The 20,358-nt window shown below is 66.4% G+C and carries 17 protein-coding genes; 6 read left to right on the forward strand and 11 right to left on the reverse strand.

Going from position 1 to position 20,358, the window contains the following annotated elements; genetic code table 11:
* Positions 1 to 6: 6 nt before the first annotated feature.
* Genes GQY20_RS17070 through GQY20_RS32195 form a run of 4 tightly spaced genes read right to left on the reverse strand, consistent with a single transcriptional unit; the run spans position 7 to position 4,087 of the window.
* Entirely contained in the window at positions 7 to 1,587 is a 1,581-nt protein-coding gene (locus tag GQY20_RS17070) for a phytoene desaturase family protein (protein ID WP_157218342.1), read from the reverse strand.
* A 9-nt stretch (positions 1,588 to 1,596) separates the two neighbouring features.
* Positions 1,597 to 2,388, reverse strand: a complete 792-nt coding sequence (locus GQY20_RS17075) for an SDR family oxidoreductase (protein WP_157218343.1) — start codon at positions 2,386 to 2,388, stop codon at positions 1,597 to 1,599.
* Positions 2,385 to 3,899, reverse strand: coding sequence for a flavin-containing monooxygenase (locus tag GQY20_RS17080; RefSeq protein WP_157218344.1), 1,515 nt, complete (start codon positions 3,897 to 3,899; stop codon positions 2,385 to 2,387). The genes GQY20_RS17075 and GQY20_RS17080 overlap by 4 nt, the downstream gene beginning before the upstream one ends.
* Positions 3,896 to 4,087, reverse strand: a complete 192-nt coding sequence (locus tag GQY20_RS32195; protein WP_198351030.1) for a hypothetical protein — start codon at positions 4,085 to 4,087, stop codon at positions 3,896 to 3,898. Before GQY20_RS32195 ends, GQY20_RS17080 begins: the two co-directional genes overlap by 4 nt.
* 571 nt (positions 4,088 to 4,658) lie before the next feature.
* Here GQY20_RS32195 and GQY20_RS17085 point away from each other — a divergent pair.
* The gene (locus GQY20_RS17085; RefSeq protein WP_157218345.1) at positions 4,659 to 5,873 is read left to right on the forward strand and encodes a cytochrome P450; all 1,215 of its coding nucleotides are present in this window, start codon (positions 4,659 to 4,661) and stop codon (positions 5,871 to 5,873) included.
* 10 nt (positions 5,874 to 5,883) lie between these two features.
* Positions 5,884 to 7,107, forward strand: coding sequence for a cytochrome P450 (locus tag GQY20_RS17090; protein ID WP_157218346.1), 1,224 nt, complete (start codon positions 5,884 to 5,886; stop codon positions 7,105 to 7,107).
* On the opposite strand, the gene GQY20_RS17095 is transcribed toward GQY20_RS17090, so the two are convergent.
* Entirely contained in the window at positions 7,100 to 7,870 is a 771-nt protein-coding gene (locus GQY20_RS17095) for an SDR family NAD(P)-dependent oxidoreductase (protein ID WP_157218347.1), read from the reverse strand. The two genes, GQY20_RS17090 and GQY20_RS17095, sit on opposite strands and share 8 nt — an antisense overlap.
* The gene (locus tag GQY20_RS17100) at positions 7,864 to 8,478 is read right to left on the reverse strand and encodes a Rossmann-fold NAD(P)-binding domain-containing protein (RefSeq protein ID WP_157218348.1); all 615 of its coding nucleotides are present in this window, start codon (positions 8,476 to 8,478) and stop codon (positions 7,864 to 7,866) included. The genes GQY20_RS17095 and GQY20_RS17100 overlap by 7 nt, the downstream gene beginning before the upstream one ends.
* Before the next feature lie 136 nt (positions 8,479 to 8,614).
* Here GQY20_RS17100 and GQY20_RS17105 point away from each other — a divergent pair, with 136 nt between their 5' ends.
* The 3 genes from GQY20_RS17105 to GQY20_RS17115 all read left to right on the forward strand — a co-directional run bounded on the left by GQY20_RS17105 (position 8,615) and on the right by GQY20_RS17115 (position 11,706).
* Complete coding sequence (locus GQY20_RS17105) at positions 8,615 to 9,424, forward strand: SDR family NAD(P)-dependent oxidoreductase (protein ID WP_157218349.1); 810 nt, start codon at positions 8,615 to 8,617, stop codon at positions 9,422 to 9,424.
* 159 nt (positions 9,425 to 9,583) lie between these two features.
* Positions 9,584 to 11,029, forward strand: a complete 1,446-nt coding sequence (locus GQY20_RS17110) for an amidase family protein (RefSeq protein WP_157218350.1) — start codon at positions 9,584 to 9,586, stop codon at positions 11,027 to 11,029.
* Between the two features lie 2 nt (positions 11,030 to 11,031).
* Positions 11,032 to 11,706, forward strand: a complete 675-nt coding sequence (locus GQY20_RS17115) for a M24 family metallopeptidase (RefSeq protein ID WP_157218351.1) — start codon at positions 11,032 to 11,034, stop codon at positions 11,704 to 11,706.
* Between the two features lie 69 nt (positions 11,707 to 11,775).
* On the opposite strand, the gene GQY20_RS17120 is transcribed toward GQY20_RS17115, so the two are convergent.
* The 4 genes from GQY20_RS17120 to dgcN form a co-directional block, all read right to left on the reverse strand.
* Complete coding sequence (locus GQY20_RS17120) at positions 11,776 to 13,815, reverse strand: TonB-dependent siderophore receptor (RefSeq protein ID WP_157218352.1); 2,040 nt, start codon at positions 13,813 to 13,815, stop codon at positions 11,776 to 11,778.
* Between the two features lie 219 nt (positions 13,816 to 14,034).
* Complete coding sequence (locus GQY20_RS17125) at positions 14,035 to 15,153, reverse strand: helix-turn-helix transcriptional regulator (RefSeq protein ID WP_157218353.1); 1,119 nt, start codon at positions 15,151 to 15,153, stop codon at positions 14,035 to 14,037.
* Positions 15,154 to 15,282: 129 nt separating this feature from the next.
* The gene (locus GQY20_RS17130; protein ID WP_232476115.1) at positions 15,283 to 16,269 is read right to left on the reverse strand and encodes a dipeptide epimerase; all 987 of its coding nucleotides are present in this window, start codon (positions 16,267 to 16,269) and stop codon (positions 15,283 to 15,285) included.
* Between the two features lie 43 nt (positions 16,270 to 16,312).
* Complete coding sequence (gene dgcN / locus GQY20_RS17135) at positions 16,313 to 17,314, reverse strand: N-acetyltransferase DgcN (protein WP_157218354.1); 1,002 nt, start codon at positions 17,312 to 17,314, stop codon at positions 16,313 to 16,315.
* Between the two features lie 200 nt (positions 17,315 to 17,514).
* Here dgcN and GQY20_RS17140 point away from each other — a divergent pair, with 200 nt between their 5' ends.
* A complete protein-coding gene (locus tag GQY20_RS17140) occupies positions 17,515 to 18,819 on the forward strand; it encodes a spinster family MFS transporter (protein WP_157218355.1) in 1,305 nt (434 codons plus the stop codon).
* Here GQY20_RS17140 and GQY20_RS17145 read toward each other — a convergent pair.
* The gene (locus tag GQY20_RS17145) at positions 18,796 to 20,250 is read right to left on the reverse strand and encodes an N-acyl-D-amino-acid deacylase family protein (RefSeq protein ID WP_157218356.1); all 1,455 of its coding nucleotides are present in this window, start codon (positions 20,248 to 20,250) and stop codon (positions 18,796 to 18,798) included. The two genes, GQY20_RS17140 and GQY20_RS17145, sit on opposite strands and share 24 nt — an antisense overlap.
* Positions 20,251 to 20,358: the final 108 nt, after the last annotated feature.

A 20,358-nucleotide genomic window follows, 5' to 3' on the forward strand; every position in this document is an offset into this window, starting at 1 on the left:
TGTCGGTCATGCGAGATCGGCCGCGGCCAGATAGCCGGACATGCCGCCGAGGCCGGGGCCCGGATGTGTCGAGGCACCGATATGGTAGAGGCGGTCGATCGGCGTGCGGTGATTGCCGGGCGTGGCGAACGGGCGCCACAGCATGAACTGGTCGATCGAGCAGAGCCCGCCATAAGGATCGCCGTCGACGAGGTTTATGTTCAGCCGGGCGAGATCCGCGGGGCTGATGACGTGGCGGCCGAGGATCGAGCGGTCGAGATTGGGGATCAGCGCCGAGAGGCGAGCCACTATCCGGTCCGCATAGGCCTCGCGCACGGCTTCGGTCCAGCGGCCGTCGGCGGGAATCTCGATCTCGCCGGCGGCGTCGCCGCGCAGTTCGCCGTCGCGCGGCAGCTCCTGGAGCTGGATCCAGAAAATCCATCGGCCTTCCGGCGCGCGGCTGGGATCGAGCGCAATCGGCTGCGCGACCACGATCGTGCCCTGTTGGGGCAGCAATCCCCGCTCGGCCTCGTTCACTGCCTGTGAAACGCCGTCGAGGCCATCGGTCAGGTGCAGCATCGCGACCTTGCCCAGCGTCGGATCCGGCCAGGCCGGCGGTTCGGACAGGGCGAGATGGATCTGCATCTCGCCGCGGCCATAACGGAAGCGGGCGGCATCTGCCTGGGTTTCGGGTGGCACGGCGTGCCGGGGGAGCAGGCGGCCGTAAAGCTGGGTGGGCGTCACCGAGGCGACGACGGCGCGGCGCGCGCGGATCGTCTCTCCGCCTGCAAGGATCACTCCCGTCGCGCGGCCCCGTTCGACGAGGATCCGCTCCACGTCGGTGCCGGTGCGCAGCTCGCCGCCGCATTCCTCGATCAACGCCCGGAAGCCGGCAACGATGCGGTCGCTGCCGCCGGCTACCATCGGTGCGCCGGCCTGCTCCAGCGAGAACAGGACGAGGCGGTTCATCAGTGCCGAAGCCGCGCTCTCCGGAGACAGGCCGACATGCAGCACCCAGGGCGCGAACAGCCCGCGCGAGACCGGCGAGCGAAAGGCGCCGGCCAGCCAGTCGCGGGCCGATCCCATCGCTTCCCCGAAGAAGCGCGCGAGGCCGGCAAGGCCGCGGCGCCGCGCCTCGCCCGCGAGCAGGCGGACCGTGCGCCAGGACCAGAGCGCGTTTCCGAGCAGTCCGAAGATCAGCGGCGCGCCGCGTTCGATCTCGGCCATCGCCGCGCGATAGGCGTCGCCGTCGCCGGGTGCGAGCACATCGAAGGCGGCTGCATTGGCCGATCGGTCGGTGCGGAAGATGAAGGCGCGGCCGTCCGGCAGCAACGTTGCGGTGGGCGTGTCCGTGTTCACGAAGCGGACGCCGTGGCGGGCGAGCGCAGGACCGAGTTCGGCGAAATGGGGGGCGGTGACGAACAGCGGATAAAGGGTGGAAAGGGTATCGTGCCGGAAACCGGGCAGCGTCAGCTCCTCGGTGCGGATGCAGCCGCCGGCCAGCGCATTGCGCTCGAGCAGCAGCACGCGCTTGCCGCGCAAGCCGAGCATCGCGCCGCACACCAGCGCGTTGATGCCGCTGCCGACGATGACGACGTCCGGTTCCATCGGCACGGCTCAGCCCTGCGCCATCAGCAGCGGCATCAGCGGGATGCGCCGTTCCGGCCCGAGAATGGCGTAGCCGCCGTCCACATTGGTCTCGCTTCCAGTCATGTAGGATGCGGCGTCGGATGCGACGAAGGCGACGACGTTGGCGACCTCGGCGGCGTCGGCAACGCGGCCGAGCAGATTGAGATCGGCCGCGACGGCGTCGGCATGGGCACGATCGCCGGAAGTCAGCCCATCGAACGGATCCGACCAGATGTGGCCGAGCGTCACCATGTTCACACGAATGCCGTCGGCCGCGTAGTCGAGCGCCTGCGCCTTGGAGAGGTGGCGTAGTGTTGCCTTGGACACCGGATAGGCCCAGCGGCCGACATGCGGCACCAGCCCCGAGATGGAGCCGATATTGATGATATTGCCCCGCGTTGCGGCGAGATGCGGCCGCGCGATCTCACCCAGTATCGCGGCGGAAACGGCGTTGACGTTCAGCGTGTCGAGCCATGTCCGGCGCGCCGTCGCGGGGCCGTCGTCACCATAGGAACAGGCATTGTTGACGACGATGTCGAGCCGGCCGAACGTGGCGATCGCCGCGCCGACGAGCGTTTCGAGCGCGGCATCGTCGGTGATGTCGGTGGCGACGAAACGGGCGCGGTCGCCGAGTTCCGCCGCGATCACGTCGCCCTTCGCGGCGCTGCGCGCGGCGATCATCACGGCGGCGCCGTCGGCGTGCAGCTTGCGGGAAATGGCGGCGCCGATCGAGGCGGCACCGCCGGTCACGATCGCGACCTTGCCGGCGAGTGGGGTCATGCGGCTTGTCCTTGGCTGGCGCGGTGCTGCGGCCGCGAAGTCACGCCATGGCGGCGCATCAGCCGGGGCAGCAACCCGGCATAGTCGGCGGCGTCGATGGCGACGAACCAATGTTTGAGGCGGGTGGAAAGCGGCAGCTTGAGATCCATTTCCGCCAATATCTCGTCCATATGATGCACCGAGAAGGGGATGATGTTGGTGCCTTTCGAATGCTTGCCGTCGGTTCGCGCTTCCATCCAGGCGAGCCGCGAGTCGACATAGGCGTTCTGCGTCTCGACAGGCGGCGGTGTCAGCCCACCGCGCAGCAGATCGGCGAGCCACAGCGCGCTGACTTCCGCGTTGAGCTGGCTGAAGAAGGAGGAATTATAGCCGTTGAAGGCGAGGCGCGGCACGCCCACCGGCAGCATCGAACGGTACAGGCGGAAATTGCCGCGCATATCGGTGACCTTCGCCAGAGTGGCGGCGTCCAGGAAGTCGCAACGCTGGTGCCAGCCGGTTCCGCAGATGATCACTTCGGCCGGCACCGTCGCGCCGGTGGAGAGCGTCGCCTCGCCGGGCCGAAGCGTGGCGATCTCGCCCTTCTGGAAGCCGATCGCCCCACTCGCGATATTCTCGTAAAAGCCGTCGGTGACGAGGCTGACGGTGCTCCGCGCGATCGTTTCCAGCTTGCTGTCGGGCTCCAGGCCGATCCTGCGCAGCTGGAGCTGGCGGGAGATCACCGCCTGAACACTTCCCATCATCATGTCGCGCACCGGCTTGCCGGGGCCGTGCAGGAACTTCTCGAAACCCCTGATCTGGATGTAGCGGAACAGGCCCTCGCCGAGCCGATTGAGAAAAAGATGCTTGAAGTTGAGTATTTTGGCGAGGCGTTTCGGAATTTTCCAGATCAAGTGGCGGGCGATCACCGTGGTCGAGGCGGCGAGACCGACGCTCGCCATCGCGACGTCGCACGACGACTTGCCATATCCGATCACTAGGAGATTGCGGCCGCGTGCAATCTCCGGATCGGTGAACTCGCTGGTGTGCAGGATGTGGCCACCAGCGCCGATGAAGTCGTCGCGCCCAGGGAAGGCCGGGATAGAAGGAATCGAAAATATACCGTTGCAGACGATCAGATAATCGACGTCGTGACGGTCCTCGTTTCCGTCCCTGGTGGATCGGGTGACGATCGTCCAGCCTTCCTCTCCGCGCGGGATCGCGGCAACCACTTCGCAGTTCAGCCGGATCGCATCGCGAAAGGCGAAATGATCGACATAGGTTTCGAGATAGGCCTGAACCTGCGCTCCGGTCGGCCATTCGGGATAGGATCGTGGCATCGGAAAATCCGAAAAGGCATAGGTGTCTCGCGGATTTTGCGTTGTCAGGCCGGGATAGCGGCGTGATGCGGACCAGACGCCGCCAATGTCCGCTTCCTTCTCGAATATGGTCACGTCGAAACCGAATTGCCGCAGCGTCTTTGCGGTGCTGAGACCGGCCAAACCACTGCCGACAATCCCAATGCTGCGGATCACGCCTTGCTCCATCCCATTTTGCGTGCGGTCAGGCTATGCAGCGATTCCGCACCGCGAAATGCGGCGACTGCCGGGATTGTCCGCTTACTGCGACAATGCGGAACCGGACGGCGGGGCGATATCCTTTCTGACGGATAAAGGCCGCAGTTGCGGACTAACGTCAGCAGGAAAGTGACGAACACCAGCATCGCCTCTTCTCGTGTCCGGCGGTGTCAGAAAACAGGGCTGCGAGTCCTTTGACTTCGATGCATGATCTTTGATACTGACGACATGCCATCCAGGTATGTATTACAGTGTTAATCCCTCGGCCTGCGCATATAGAATTGAATGTGCAAAGCAGTTTTCTATAGGATTCATATAGTCATTTCGAGCGCGAAGTCGGTTATTCTGTAGATGGTGTTTGTCCAGAGAAATCGAAAACCTGCTGATGTCGAGACCACCCTGCTGCGGGGCTGCGCATAACTACAACGATCGGCTTTTCAGCGGTCCCGATCCGTCGAATCCGCGGACGATGGCGATCGCCGGCTTCCGCGAATTTGGTGCGGTCGTGGCATTCCCGCTCTTCTGGCCTGCCGTCCCCGTCGAGCATGATGTTCCCATAGGAACGGCCGGCCGCCTTTTCCGGCTATCCGGAAGCAGTCGGGGGCGATTTTCGTGAAGCCGGCCGCCTTTGCTACTCCGCCTCCTGGTCTCGCATGGTGCATGTAGTGCCGGCGGCGCATCTGCGCACAGGATATGTGCAGGAGGGAGGAGCGGCTCATGACGGCGGAAATGGTGGCTGAAGCCAGCGCCAACCGTGCATTCGACTTCGATCCTTTTGCGCCGGCCTTCTTCGAGGATCCTTTTTCGGCCTACAGGGTGATGCGCCGGGATCATCCGGTCTACCGGCGCGAGATCGTCAACCACCGGATCTGGCCGCATTACTGGATGCTGAGCCGGGCCGAAGACGTGGACGCAGCGCTCAAGGACTGGCGGCGCTTTTCCTCCGCCAAAGGCACGCTGATCGATACCGACATCACCCTTATCCCTCCCAATATCTTCAACATGGATCCTCCGCGGCACGATGCGCTGCGTGCGATCCTTGCGCGCGTGCTGACACCGAAGCGGGTGGCGGACCTCGAGCCGGATGTCGCGCGGGCCGCGCAGGACCTGCTGCGCGAGCCCGTCGCCGAAGGGCGGCTCGACGCGGCAACGGGCTATGCGCAGCTGATCCCGACCCTGACCATGTGTTCGCTGATGGATCTGCCGGTCGCGGATCGCGGGCAGTTTCTGCGCTGGAACCTCGATACGCTTGCCGGATCCGATTTCACCAGCCCGGCGGCGCTTGCTGCCTATGCCGAGATGGACGCTTATTGGAAGTCACTGGTGGCCGAGCGTCGCCTGCGCCGGGGCTCCGACCTGATCTCGCAGATCCTGCACCACGACAAGGCTGGGCTGGAGCTCAGCGACGAGGAGATTGCCGGCTTCTGCTCGCTGCTGCACGATGCGTCGCAGAATACGACGATGAACATGATCGCCAATGCCGTGATAGCGCTGGCGCGCTTTCCGGACGAGCGGCGCAAGCTGGTCGCGGAGCCCTCGCGCTGGCCGACGGCGCTGGAGGAGCTGATGCGCTTCGTCTCGCCGGTGCAAGGGCTGGCGCGCTCCACGACATGCGACGTCACCCTGCATGGCGTGACGATACCGGAGGGCGATCAGGTGCTGATCCTCTACGGCTCGGCCAATCATGACGAGGCCATGTTCGATCATCCCGAACGGCTCGACTTCGATCGGCCCCGGGTGAAGACGCATTGGACCTTCGGCCAGGGCATCCACACCTGCCTCGGCGCCGCGGTCGCACGGCTCGAGACGCGGGTCGCCCTGCAGGCGTTGCTGGCGGCGGCGCCGGAGTTCGACGTCGTCGAAAGCGGGATCGTGCGCACGCAGCTCGTGCCGACGCGCGGCCTGGCGAGCGTGCCCGTAGTGTTTGCATGAGGATGTGCCGATGAGCAGCCAGCCGATCGATCAGGATTTCGCCTTCGATCCGCACGATGCGGCCAGGGCCAAGGATTTCGCGCTGATGGATCGTATCCGCAGTGCCCGGCCGGTCTGTCGCCCGGCGGACAATCTCGTGCTCACCACCCGCTGGGCCGATACGCGCGACGCGTTCAGGGATGCGGCGCGCTTCTCCTCCGTGGGCGACATGCGCGCGCCGGGCGTCACCGTCCCGATCGAGGAGAGCTTTCTCGGGGAGCTCGATGCGCCGCTCCACCCGAAGATCCGCCGCATCCTGATGCGCGGCTTCACCCCACGCAATGCAATTGCAGTCGAGGGGTGGACCCGCGCGAATGTCCGGCGACGCCTCGACGCCTTCGCGCGGGCGGGTGGCGGCGATCTCATGAAGGCGCTGGCCATTCCGCTGCCCGGATCGGTCTCGGCGCATGCGCTCGGCATAGCGGACGGCCTGCACGAGCAGGTCATGCGCTGGTGCGATGAGCTGCTGCACAGCACGTGGCCGTCGCATGGCAAGACCGAGCGGGGCGAGGGCATTGCCGGCGCCTTTCCCGAATTTGCGGCGGTGCTCGACGGACTGATCGCGGAGCGGGAGGCGGCGGGGGAGGGGGCGCCCGACGATCTCGTCACCACGATGGCGAGCGCGCGGGACGAAGATGGCTGGCGGATCGGCGCGCATCATATCCGCACCCTGATCGTCAACATTCTCTCCGGCTCGCTTTCGGCGAGCTACATGCTCGGTAATCTCGCCTATCGCTTCGTGGCGGACGCGGGCTTCCAGCAGCGCCTGCGCGAGGAGCCGGACAAGATCGCGGCGGCGGTCGAAGAATCGCTGCGCCTCGAGGCGCCGGTCGCCTTTCTTTTCCGGACCGCGCGGCAGGACAGCGAGATCGGCGGCTGCCCGGTGTACAGGGGCGAGCATGTCATGCTCGGCATCGCGGCGGCCAATCGCGATCCGGCGGTCTATCCCGATCCCGGCAGCTTCCGGCTCGACCGTGAGAATCCGGCGAGCCACCTCGCATTCGGCTTTGGGCCGCATCTGTGCATCGGCAACCATCTCACCCGGATGATCGGACGTGTCGTGCTGGAGGAGATGATCGCGCGTTTCCCGGCCGGCAGCCTCAGCCTCGTCGCTGGCTTCGAGTGGCGCTGCGTCGCGCATCATCTTGAATATGGGCCGGAGACGCTCGATCTGGTGGTGGAAGGAGTCAGGTGACGGGACAACTCCCGCCGTCGGCCATCAGCGTATGGCCGGTGACATAGGCGCTGTCCGGCGAGAGCAGGAAGCGCGCCGCGCGGCCGATATCCTGCATAGGGTCGCCGAGGCGGCCCATCGGGTTGCGGCCCATCACCCGCGCCTTCATCGTCTCGTCGCGGGCGAAGGCCTCGACCAGCGCCGGCGTTGTGGCGAGCGGCGCGATGCAGTTGACGCGAATGCCGTCCGGGCCCCATTCGCGCGCCAATGCCCGTCCAAGCCCGCGCTGGGCGGCCTTCACGCCCGCATAGACCGGCAGTCGCGCTTTGCCTTCGAAGCCGGCCTCGGAGGTCAGCAGCAGCAGCGCCCCCCGGCTCTTGCGAAGATGAGGGTAGGCGAGACGCGCGAGCAGATAGGAGCCGCGCACGGAGACCGCGACCTGATGGAGCATCTCCTCCATCGTGAAATCGGGCAGGGTGGCGTGCCGGGTGGCCGACTGCTCGCTGGTGGCATTGTGCACGGCGCCGTCCAGCCTGCCATCCTCGGCCACGGCTGCGGTTATGGCTGCGGCAACCGACGCCTCCTCCGCCACGTCGCATGCAACGAAGCGGCCGACACCGCCAAGCGCGCTAACCTCGGCGGCGACGGCTTCGCCTTGCGCAGGCCGGCGCGCCGCGATCCACACGGTCCAGCCGGCCTCGCCGCAGGCGAGCGCGATGCCCCGACCGACACCGCCGCTCGCGCCGGTGACGATGACGCTCGGTCTTTCCTTCCCAGTTACCATGACCGTCCTCGATCTGCCGGCAGGCAGTGTCCGCTGAGATGCGCCGCATCGGGAGAAAGCAGGAGCCGCACGGCGCCGAGCACATCCTCCTCCAACGTGCCGGGAAAGCCGCGGAGTGGGGGATCTGGTGCGATCGGCGGGCCGCTGAGCAGGCGGCTGGGTGTGGTGACGGTGTTGGCGCGAACGCCGCGCTTGCCTTCCGAAAGCGCGAGCGAACGGACAAGCGCGGCCACGCCCTCGGCGATCGCGGCTTCCGGCGCGAGCCCCGCGGAATCGAGCGGCGGCGGCGCATCCGCCACGGCGACGATCGCCCCGCCGTCCGCGCACAGGCTGCCAGCCGCGCCGAGCGCCATCATCCATTCCAGCAGTGGCGCTTCGCCGCGTGCGATCCAGGCATCGAATGCCAGATCGGCCAGGCCGGCCGGATCCCATCGCTCCGGGAAAAGGGCAACCACGATCCGCTCGGCGCGCGGCTCGGCGTCGATCGCCTCGCGCCATCGGATCCAGGCACCATCATCTCCCGCAGAGGGAGTCGAGATCAGCCGGGCATTCAATCCATTTGCGAGGCGATGGGCTTCGCTGCGATCCTGGCCAATCATAATGGTCATGCCATTCATGGTCTCATCCTCTTCGGCAGTCGCGATGGTGGATATTGGCAAAATCCGTGTCAAGCCGGACAGGAATTACCGGAATAGATAATGGAATTTTCCGTGATCTTGGAAATAATCATGGGATGGGGCGGATATGAGCGAAATTCTATCAGGAAAAGTCGCCATCGTGACGGGCGCCGGATCGGGCATCGGACGGGCGACGGCACAGGCGCTCGCGCGGGCCGGAGCGGCGGTGGTCGCGGCGGATCTCGATGGCGGCAGCGCGGCGCGCGTTGCCCAGGAGATCGGTGCCGCGGGCGGCCGCGCGACCGGAGTGCGGACCGACGTCGCGCAGGAAGGCGACATCCGCGCCATGATCGAAACTGCGGTCGCCGAATATGGCGGGATCGACATTTTGCACAACAATGCGGCCGCATCCTCGCCCGCGCTGATGAGCCGGGATCGGGACATCGTCTCGATGGACATCGAAGTGTGGGACGAGGCCTTCGCGGTAAACCTGCGCGGGCCGATGCTCGGCTGCAAGCACGCGATTCCGCAGATGCTGAAGCGGGGCGGGGGCGTGATCGTCAATACTTCCTCGGCCTCCGGGCTCACCGGGGATGTGGTGCGGCCGGCCTATGGCGCCTCGAAGGGCGGCCTCGGCGCGCTCACCCTCTATGTGGCGACCCAATATGGCAAGCAGGGGATACGCTGCAACGCGATCGCTCCCGGCGTGATGGAGACGCCGGCGCTTGCCGCGAATGTCTCGGAGGAAGATATCGCGCTCTACCGGCGCAACCATCTCACCCCGCGCCTCGGCCGGCCCGAGGATGTGGCTGCGGCGGTGGTCTTTCTCGCCTCGCCCGGTGCCGCCTTCATCACCGGGCAGGTCATCTCGGTCGACGGCGGTCTGCTCTCCCATCATCCGACCTATGCTGAGTTCATGCGCCGTACCGAGGGCTGAGTGGCTGCTTGAAAAAGCGTCCCGAATGCTGCGGGGCAAGGCGGGTTCGCGCATGTCCTGCGCTTCATTGCACAGCGGGCAGACCAATGTGCCAAGAGAGGCCGGATAAACGGCGCCATCAGGCCGGATAGGCGATCCCGCCCCAAGGAGTATCCGGACATGACTGACGCTGCGGCAGGGCTGAGCGAAGCCGACGCTTTTTCGATCGGCCGGCTCGATGCCCATGGCCAGGCCGAGCTGGTTGCAACCCGCCAGCTCCCTCCTGCCGCCCTCGTCGAGGCGGCGCGGATCCGGATCGATGCGCTCGACCCGATCCTGAACGTCATCACCTGCCGTGACGATGCGCAGGCGCTTGCGTGCGCTCGCGCGGCGACGGGCGAGATGGCCGGCGTTCCCTGGCTGCTCAAGGACGGGCTCGACTATCCCGGCATGCCGAACCGAAGCGGCTCCCGATCCAAGGCCGATGCGCAGCCGGGTAGCATATCCTTCGCCTTCACACAGCGTTTCGATGCCGCGGGGCTGATCGCGCTCGGCAAGACGAATGCGCCCGAATTCGGGCTGCTTCCCACGACGGAGCCGGTGCTCTACGGCGCTGCACAAAATCCCTGGGCGCTCGGCCGCTCGCCTGGCGGCTCGTCGGGCGGTGCGGCGGCTGCGGTCGCTTCGGGCATGGTGCCGCTTGCCCATGCGGCGGACGGCGGCGGCTCGATCCGCATTCCCGCGAGCTGCTGCGGCCTCGTCGGTCTCAAGCCCGGACGTGGCGGCAATGTGCGAGCGCGGGACGTGCATATCATCGAGGATCTTCTGGCCTGCGACGTGCTGCTGTCGCGCAGCGTGCGCGACGTCGCCTGGGCGACGGCGGTGGGGGCCGGCAGTGCCTCGCGGCCGATGGGCCCGTCGGCGGACAGGCTGCGGATCGCGGTCGTCACCGAAAATCTGGACGGCGTGCCGCCCTCCGGTCCGGTCGCAATGATCGTCGAAAAGACGGTGGCGCTTTGCGCGTCGCTCGGTCATCGGATCGAGACGGTGCCATTCCCGGGCGACGGACCGGCCATAGCCGCCTGCTTCCGGACATTTTGGGGATATCTGGCGCACGATGCCGTGATGCAGACCATCGGCCGCCTCGGTGCCGCACGGGCGGAGGAAAGTCTGGAACCGTGGACCTGGGCGCTTGCCGAGGAGGCGCGGAGCCTGAAGACCGACGCGCTCGATCGGGCGCTGGAGACGATCTCGGCGGCGTCGCAGGCTTTTGCACGCTTCTTCGCGCGGTTCGATCTGATGCTGTCGCCGGTGCTGCGTTATCCCGCCCTCCCTATCGGCGAGCTGGCGCCGACCCGCGCGTTCGAGGCGATTGCCGGCCTGATGTTCGACTACGTCTCCTACACGCCGCTGCAAAATCTGATCGGCGTGCCGGCCATCTCGCTGCCTTTGTTCGCCGATACCGACGGCGTACCGATCGGCAGCATGTTCACCGCGGCCAAGGGTGGCGAAGATCGGTTGCTGGCGCTCGCCTTCGAGCTCGAGGCGGCGATGCCCTGGTCGGATCGCTGGCCCCGCCATTCCATCGCCAATCCGGATGCTCTCTCCGTGATCCGGGATGCCTGAGGATGGGGGATGAGGAGCTCCGCGCCGGGCAGGAGCGCAATGGCGATCGCTACGACGCTGCACTGATGATCGAGGCGTGCAAACGCACGCGGGCGGCGATCGCGCGGATCGCCGGCGAGATCGCGCCGGGCATGGCGGAGGAAGCCGCGCAGGCGCTGGCCCGGCGCCTCCTCAAGGAAGGTGGCCTGCTGCGGGGGTGGCATGGCATCCATGTCCGCTTCGGCGCGAACACGCTCAAGACCTTCGGCGAAACCTCCCAGCCCGGCATCATCCTCGGCGAGCGGGACATATTCTTCATCGATATCGGGCCGGTCTGGCAAGGCTATGAAGGCGACGCCGGCGCGACCTTCGTCACCGGCGACGATGCCGACATGCACCGCGCGGCGCGCGATGTCGTTGCCGTCTACGAGGCGACGCGCACGGCCTGGATGGACCATGGACTCACCGGTGCGGCGCTCTATGGCTTTGCCGAACGCGATGCCGCCATGCGTGGATGGGCGCTCAATCTCGACATGTCCGGCCACCGCCTGTCGGATTTCCCCCATGCCGTTAAGCATGACGGCGCTTTGGCCGACATCAGCTATGCGCCTTCGCCCGGCCTGTGGGTGCTCGAAATTCACATCCGCCATCCCACGCGGCCTTTCGGCGCCTTTTACGAGGATCTGCTCGTCATGTGACGAGACGGCCGGCCTCGCTCGTCGAGAGCAGGCCGGCCGCAACATAATCGGCGCTCTTGCAAGGAGCCGTCAGAATCCCCAGCCCAGGGTGAGTTTCCAGATACGCGGTTCGCCTGAGACGACGAAGAGGTCGCCGGTCGCGCCGGAGATATATTTCTTGTCGAAGAGATTGTTGATGTTGAATTGAACCGAGAAAGGCCCTTTCTTGAGGCCGATATTGGCATTGACCAATGCGTAGGACGGGATGGTGTAGCTGTTCGGCAGCGAGCCCTGCTGTTTCGAAAGAGCGATGCCGCCGAGGCTGGCACTGAGCACGCCCATTTGCCCGGCGTCGATGGAATAGCGCGCCCAGAGACTGGCCTTGTGGCGCGGTGCGCCGATCACGGTCTGGCCGACCGGGATGGTCGGATCAGATTTCACCACGGCATGGGTGTAGGCATAGCTGGCGACGAGCTGGAACTGGCGGGTGAGCTTGAACTGTCCGTCAAGCTCGACGCCGCGGCTGCGCTGGGCACCGGTGACTTCGTAGACGCTCGGCATGCTCGGGATCGCCGTCGCGACGTTGGAGCGGGTGATCTGGTAGATGGCGAGCGTTCCGTTGAGCCGGCCGTCGGGCGATCCGAGTTTTACGCCGGCTTCATAGGCCTCGCCGGTCTCGGGCGGCACCGGCTTGCCCGAGAGATCGAAATAGCCGGGTTGCGGCAGGAAGGAGCGGGCATAGCTCAGATAGGCGGAAAAGCCGCCGCCCAATTCATAGGTCAGGCCCGCGCGCGGCGAGAATTTGGTGTAGCGCGCGTCGTTGATCTTCACCGTGTCATAGCGGCCGCCGGCGGTCAGGTTGAGGCCGGGGGCCAGGGTGATCGTATCCTGCACATAGAAGCCGAAAGCATCTGATTTCGTGTTTCCGTCGTAAAAGGTGCGCGGCTGGGTCTCGAAGACGCTGTAGTCGGGATCGTAGAGATTGAAGGCGATGGTCGGCGCGAAGCCGAGGCCGATCCTCGTCGGATTGCGCAGCCCCTCATATTCGACGCCGAGCACCACACGGTGCCGGAACGGGCCGGTCGTCGCATCCAGCTGGAAGCCGCTGTCGAGCGAATAGATGTTTCGTTTCTCGAAAAAATCATCGCCATATTCATATTGGATGCCACTTGCCGGATCATAGGCGAGCGGCTGGTAGAGATTGAGATATTTGAGATCGAGATAGGAATAGCGGGCATTTTGATAGAAAGAGAGATGTTCGTTGAAACGATGACGGAATGCATATCCGGCAGAGACGAAGGTCTGCAGGATCTTTCCCTTGTTGTCGGGATCGCCGATGTAGAGGGATCGGCGATAATAGCCGAGAGGTCCGGCATAGACGAGGCCGGCGGCCGGCTGGTCGGGAATGAGCTCGCTCCAGTCCTTGGAAAGCGATGCCAATATGGTCAGGCTGGTGTCGGGGCCGATATGCCAAGTCAGCGACGGCGCGACATAGAGGCGGCGCGTCGCCGGATGGAAATCGATGAAGCTGCGGTCGTTGCGGTAATTGGCGACGATCCGGCCGTCGAGCGCGCCGCCGCCGGTAAGCGGGCCGGTGATGTCGATCATCCCCGTATAGCTATCATAGCTGCCGTAGCTGGCGTTCACCTCGATATGCGGGGTCGATTGTGGGCGCTTGCTGATCAGATTGACCAGGCCGCCCGGCGAACCCTGGCCGAACAGCACGGAGGAGGGGCCCTTGATCACCTCCACCTGCTCAAGCCCGGCGAGCTCGGCGTTGATCGCGACGCCGCGCGGCAGCCCGTCGACATAGGTGTAGCCGCTCGCATCGAATCCGCGGATGCGATAGAAGTCGTATGAGCGAGCGTAGCTGCCGGTCATGACGCCGGCCACGTTCTGAAGCACATTTTCGAGAAGATTGGCGCCCTGCTCCCTGATGAGCTGCGACGAGAGGATCTGAATATTCTGCGGAACCTGGCTGAGCGGTACGTCGCTCTTGACTATATTCTTCTGCGCCGCAGCGGTTACGACGATATCGGCGATCGGCGTCGTGGTGTCCGTTGCCGGCTCCGCGGCGTGGGCAGCCGTGGCGGTAGAGCAAAGCAGTGCGAGCGTAATGGTCTGTTTCATCGCATATCCCCCAAAAGGGCCAGCCGCCTGCATGGATCTGCTTACGGTCTGAGCTCTCCTGATGATCGCTAGACCAACGGCGGGACGGGACTTTGCGGGGCGGATCCGATCTTGTGCAGGAAGCATCCGGATCGTCATCGAATGATCATCAAAATCTCGTGAAGTCCGGCACGCCTGCTGCTCGACATGGCCGCGTGGCGATATGGCCGGGCCACGATCTCAGGCAGCGGGCGCCCGGCGCGGCTTTGTCCTGTCGCGTCGGCGGCGTTCGACGAGGCTTTCGCGGGCAGCCTGCCGCGCCATGATCGGCGACATGCCGAAGGCGGAGCGGAAAGCGCGCGAGAAGCTGGCCGGATGGTCATATCCCGCCTCCATCGCGATCTCGATCATCGACATCGAGGAATCGTTCACCAGCTCGAACGCCAGCTCCATCCTGAGCCGGTCGCGCACGTTGCAGACGGTATCGCCATAGATCTGCCGGAAGCCGAGCTGCAGTCGCCGCCGGGTCAGCCCGACGCATGTGCACAGCTCGGTCACGCTCAACGGACCGCTGAGATTGGAACGGATGATGCGCATCGCCGTGTCGAGCTTCGCAATATCGGCAGGGGTCAATATGTCGGTCGCGCTTTCCTCGGGCGGCGTCATGATCGTGGCGAAGAGATGGAAGATCAGCTCGAGCGTCTTGACGCGCAGATAGGCGCCTCTCAGGCTGCGGTCGAAGGGACATTGCAACAGCTGCTGGATCGCGAGCGAGGCCTGATGCGATATCGGGACGTTGCGCGGCGAGAGCGAGACGCCATTGCACAGAAACTCGGCGATATCGGTGGGAATGTCGGCTGCATCGAGGCCGGTCGCCTCGAAGAACAGCTCGCGCTCGACGACGATGCTGAGCCAGCGCAGATGCTTGCCGGGTTCGTAGAGCGTTTCCAGCTCGTCGCCTTCGGAAAGGCCGTAGAGGGTGCAGAAACCATGGGCCATCGGCCCGACGGCATCCGTGCCGCGCGCGTGGCTGAGCGGGATCACACCGTCCACCATGGCGGAGAGCACGAGATGGCCGTTCATGTCGTGCCGCCGCGGAATCGGCGTCGCCGCCACCATGTCGGTCACGATCATGCCGAGGCCGGTGCCCAGCGCATAATATTCCCAGCCGCCGCGCGCGATATTGATGTCGTAATCGTATCGGAAGCCGAGCCCGTGCAGGGGGCGGCACCAGCCATCCGGAAGCGAGGAGGAGGGCGTGTCGGCGGCCTCCATCTGGCGGACGCGGCGGTGCAGCTCCTTGATGTCGCGGATGCTGCGCGCTTTCGGAACCCGGCCAGCATTCTGCATCTCGACCATCCGCTTCGCTCCTGCCTGCTCGGCTTCTGCCGGGGCCGCCATCGTGGAGACGAGGGCCACGAGCCGCTTAACCGAAAGGGCTCATATCTTAACAGAAAGGATCAGCAGCTTAACAGGAAAGTGCCGGCCTCAGCCGCCGAGGCCCCAGACGGCATCCGGGCATTCGATCATGCCGTCGCGATAGCGGACGGCGGGATCGCGATCGGCAGCGAGGAAGGTCGGCCCGTCGAGATCGGCATGGTCGCACAGCTGGCCGAGCACGAAGGCCGGCGCCTGGGACCAGGAGGTGCCCGTCATGTTGCCGACCATCACCTTGAGGCCGAGGCGCCGTGCCTCCCGCTCCATTTCCAGCGCGTGGGTGAGGCCACCGCATTTGTCGAGCTTGATGTTGACGATGTCGAACCGGCCGACCGTGCCTGCGAGATCGCGGATATCCTGCACGCTTTCGTCTGCAGCGAAGGCGATGTCCCGCGGCATCCCCTCCAGCGCCTCCTCGGCCCCGATCGCGAAGGGCTGTTCGATGAGGCTCACCCCGGTTTCGTACAATGCGGGGTAGAGCGCGAGCAGGCCATCGGGCGAGAAGCCGCGATTGGCGTCGATCGAGATGTCGGCATCCGGCCGGGCCCGGCGGACCGCGCGCAGCCGCGGCGCATCCTCCGCATTCCCGGCCAGCTTGAGCTTGATGGCGCGGGCATGCGTCATCGCCGATGCCTTGGCGGCCATCTCGTCGGGGGTGCCGATGCCGATGGTGAAGACGGTGGCGAGCGGCGGCGCGGCCTCCAGCCCGGCAAGCGCCCAGACCGGCGTCGCGGTGCGCGCGGCCTCCAATTCCCACAGCGCCGCATCGACGGCGTGGCGCGCGCCGCCGGCCGGAAGCAGGCGGAGCAGGCGCGTCCGGTCCAGCCCCGCTTCGATCTCGCTGCGGATGGCTTCCACCTGGCCGACCATCGCGGACGGGGCATCGCCGCGATAATAGACGCCGCAGGCTTCGCCCCGGCCGCGATAGGGGCCGTCCTCAATGCGCACGACGAACAATTCGGCATGGGTGAAGGCGATGCCCGAAATGCGGAAGGTTTCGCGCATCGGCCAGGTTTCGATTTGGACGCTGAGCTTCACGGCTGGTCTTTCGCTGGAGGTCCGGGCGGATCGTCGTTGCGGGTCAGGCGGCGGGGGCGAGCAGCAGGTCGACGATCTTGCCCACGCCCTGCCGGATCGGATCGCAGCAGGGCAGGCCGGTCTCCGCCTCGATCCCTGCCACGAGCGCGTCCAGCGCATCCTCGGGCACGGCGCTGCTGTTGATGCTGATGCCCACGGCACGGGCGGCGGGATTGGTGAGATGCGCCGCGTTCAGCGCCATTTCGGCAAGGGCGTTGAGCGAGGGCACCGGATAATCGAGGCCCAGCAACGTCTCCCGTCCCGGCTCGTGGCAGATCACCAGCGCGTCGGGCTGGCTGCCGTGGATGAGGCCGAGCGTGACCGCGGCATAAGCAGGATGGGCGAGCGATCCCTGGCCCTCGATCACGTCCCAATGATCGGCAGCGGCAGCGGGGGACAGCCATTCCGCGGCGCCCGAGATGAAGTCGGCGATGACCGCGTCGATGACGACGCCGCGGCCGGCGATCAGCAGGCCGGTCTGGCCGGTGGCGCGGAAGTCCGCGTCCACCTGGCGCGCGCGCAGCTCGGCCTCGATCGCCAGCGCGGTGTATTTCTTGCCGACCGCGCAGTCGGTGCCGACCGTCAGCAGCCGCTTGCCGCTGCGTTTGGCGCCGGTGCCGGTGGCGAAGCGCCGGGTCGGCTGACGCACGTCGTGGATCGTCCGGCCGCAGCGGCGGGCGGCCTCCGCGATTGCGGGCATGTCGGCCAGCCGCTGATGCATGCCCGCGGCGACGTCGAGGCCGGCCTCGAGCGCGGCGACGATCTTCGCAACCCAGGCGTCCGGAATCACGCCGCCGACATTGACGACGCCGATCACCATGGTGCCGGCACCGGCGGCGGCAGCCTCGGCCGGCGTCATGTCGGGCAGGCCGGTATCGAAGGCGCAGCCGGGCAGGCGATATTGCGCAAGGCAGTCCCGCGCGCGCCAGCGCGCGATCCCCGCCGCCATCTTGTCCATGCCGACGAGGGCGGCGTCGCCGAGAAACAGCAGATAGGGAGCGCGCATGCGGGGAAATCCTCCTGTTATGACGCGGTCGATCTAGCGGTTCGCTAGGGGAAGCCGCTTTGCGGGTTGGTGCAGCGGCTTAGCCGGTCGGCGTGCCTCGGCTTGGTCCGTAGGGGTAAGATCCCGAGCCTTTCTGCAAGGCGCGGCGCGGGAAATCGGGCAAGAAGCGGATGCGCCACCAGGAAAAGGAAGCCCGAGCCTTGCCGTCCACCCCGAGCGCGCTGCAGCGGCCATCGATCGTGCTCGCCCTGCTCAGCGCCACTTATGCGATCAACTATGTGGACCGGCAGATATTGTCGGTGGTGCTGGAGCCCCTGCGGCTGGAGTTCGGGCTGAGCGATGCGATGCTCGGGCTGCTTGCCGGTCCGGCCTTCGCGCTTTTCTATGCGACCATGGGCGTGCCGATCGCGATCATGGCGGATCGCTACAGCCGCATCCGGATCATCACCTTGTCGCTCGCCTGTTTCAGCATCGCGACCGCCGCATGCGGCTGGGTGACCTATTTCTGGCAGCTTCTGCTCGCGCGCGTATTGACGGGCGTCGGCGAAGCCGGGACCGGACCGGCCTCCCAATCGATCATCACCGATCTGTTTCCGCCCGATCGTCGCGGGCGGGCTCAGGCGATCTATGCGGTGGGCGTCAATATCGGGCTGATGGTCGCATTCGTCGGCGGCGGCTGGATCGTCCATCACCATGGCTGGCGCGCGGGTTTCCTCGTTGCCGGCATTCCCGGCATCCTGCTGGCGCTGCTGATGGCCGCGACGGTGCAGGAGCCGCCCCGTCAGTGTGAGGTCGAGACGGCGGCCGCGCCGTCGATGCGCGAAACGCTCGCTTATCTGCGCTCGCAGCGCTCCTATTGCTGGATCGTGCTCGCAAGTGGGCTCAGCGCCTTTTCGGGCTATGGCGTGACCACCTTCGTGCCGGCCTTCTTGATGCGGTCCCACGGTCTCGACGTCCAGCAGGTGGGTCTGGTGCTGGCGCTCATCGTCGGCATCGGCGGAGGCGCGGCCACCTTTGCCTCGGGCCTGCTGGTCGATCGCCTGCGCCGGCGGAGCCCGCGCTGGTATGTCGGCGTGCCGATCCTGGGCGCGCTCGCTTCCTTGCCCTTCTGGCCCGTCTTCCTGCTGGCCGGGGATCCGCGCGTCGCGATCGTCGCGGCGATCGCGCCGCTTTCGCTGAGCGCGACCTATATCGGGCCGTGCATCGCCGCGATGCAGGCGCTGGTGCCGCCGCGCATGCGCGCCCGCGCGGCGGCGACGCAGCTCTTCCTCGGCAATCTGATCGGGCTTGGCCTGGGACCGCAGATCATCGGCCTCGTGAGCGACTGGCTCGCTCCTTTCGTCGGGCGGGATTCGTTGCGCTATGCGCTGCTGGCGGGCGTCTGCGCGAGCATGCTGGCCATTTTCTCCTATTGGCGCGCCTCGCTGTCGATCGCGGCGGACATGGCCCGCCTCGGCGAGGCGCGCGCGCCGGAGTCCGCTTCAACCCTGCGGCCGGCGTCGTAGCAGCCGGCCCGCGGGATCGGGCACGACGCCGCCTTTCGCGGTATAGGCGCTGCGCCCGTTGACCCACACCTCGCGGATACCCTCGGCGGGCAGCTCGGGCTCGGTGAAGGTCGCGCGGTCGGCGATCGATGCGGGATCGAACAGCACCAGATCGGCATAGGCGCCCTCGCGCAACACCCCCCGATCGGCGAGGCCGAAGATCGACGCGCTCAGCCCGGTCATCTTGTGGATCGCGACCTCGAGCGGAAACAGGCCGAGATCGCGCGCATAATGGCCGAGCACGCGGGGAAAGCTGCCCCACAGCCGTGGATGCGGGCGCTGATCGTGCGGCAGGCCGTCGCTGCCGATCGCGGTGCGCGGATGCGCCAGGATCCGCCGCACATCCTGCTCGTCCATCGAGAAATAGACCGCCCCGGCCGGCTGGAGGCGCCGCGCAGCCTCGATCGGCGGCACCGCCCATTCGCGCGCGATCTCGTCGAGCATCCGTCCTGCCGCCGACGGGTGAGGGAGCGACCATGTTATCTGGACGGGGATGTCGTCGCGCAGCAGCTCCACCAGCAAGGCCGTGGAGGAGGCGGCATAAGGATAGGCGTCGAGGTGGACGTCGCCCTGGCCGGCGGTCCGGTCGATCAGCGCCAGCGTCTCGCGCGATCGGCCGAAATTTTCCGGAAGGGCGCATTTGTGATGGCTGATCACCACCGGGCAGCCGATCGTCCGGCCGATCGCCGCAGCTTCCTCGATGCTCGCCATCACCCCCGATTCTTCGTCGCGCATATGGGTGACGTAGAGGCCCCCGTGGCGGGCGAGCGGCTCGCCGATGGCGATCACCTCTTCGGTCGTCGCGGCGCGGGCAGGGGGATAGGCAAGGCCGGAGGAGAAGCCGGCCGCGCCCTCGGCAAGGGCGGCGGCGAGCAGGCTGCGCATCTCGGCGCACTCCTTCGGGCGCGCCGGGCGGAAGACGTCGTCGCCCATCACGCGCACCCTGAGGCTGATATGGCCGACGAAGGCGAGGGCGTTCACCGCCGGCGGATGGGCGTCGAGATGCGTCGCATAGGCTGCGAAGCTGTCGAAGGTCCACCACCGCTCGTCGCCGAGCAGGTCGAGCGGGGCGATCGGCCGGTGGTCCAGGGAAAGCGGTGCGAGGCTGACGCCGCAATTGCCGACGATGACGGTGGTGACGCCCTGCGAGAGCTTGCAGGCCAGCGCTGCGGGCGGCCCGAGCAGGGCGCGGTCGTCATGGGTGTGGGCATCGATGAAGCCGGGTGCGAGCACGAGCCCGCGCGCATCGATTTCGCGCCCGCCGGACCAGCCGGTCAATGCGCCGAGCGCCACGATGCGGTCTCCGCTCACGGCGAGATCGCCGGTCACGCCGCTCTCGCCATTGCCATGTATCAGCAGCGCGTCGCGGAACAGAAGATCACAGCGTGGCATGGGGCTTTCCTATCGATAGGGATGTCAGGATCCAGCCGAATGTCTAGGAAGGCGGCGATCACCGCGCTTGGCGATTTGGAACGCGTGCTGCGCAGCGCGGATCAAGGC

It is taken from the genome of Flavisphingomonas formosensis (assembly GCF_009755815.1).
Classification (GTDB): Bacteria; Pseudomonadota; Alphaproteobacteria; order Sphingomonadales; family Sphingomonadaceae; genus Flavisphingomonas; species Flavisphingomonas formosensis.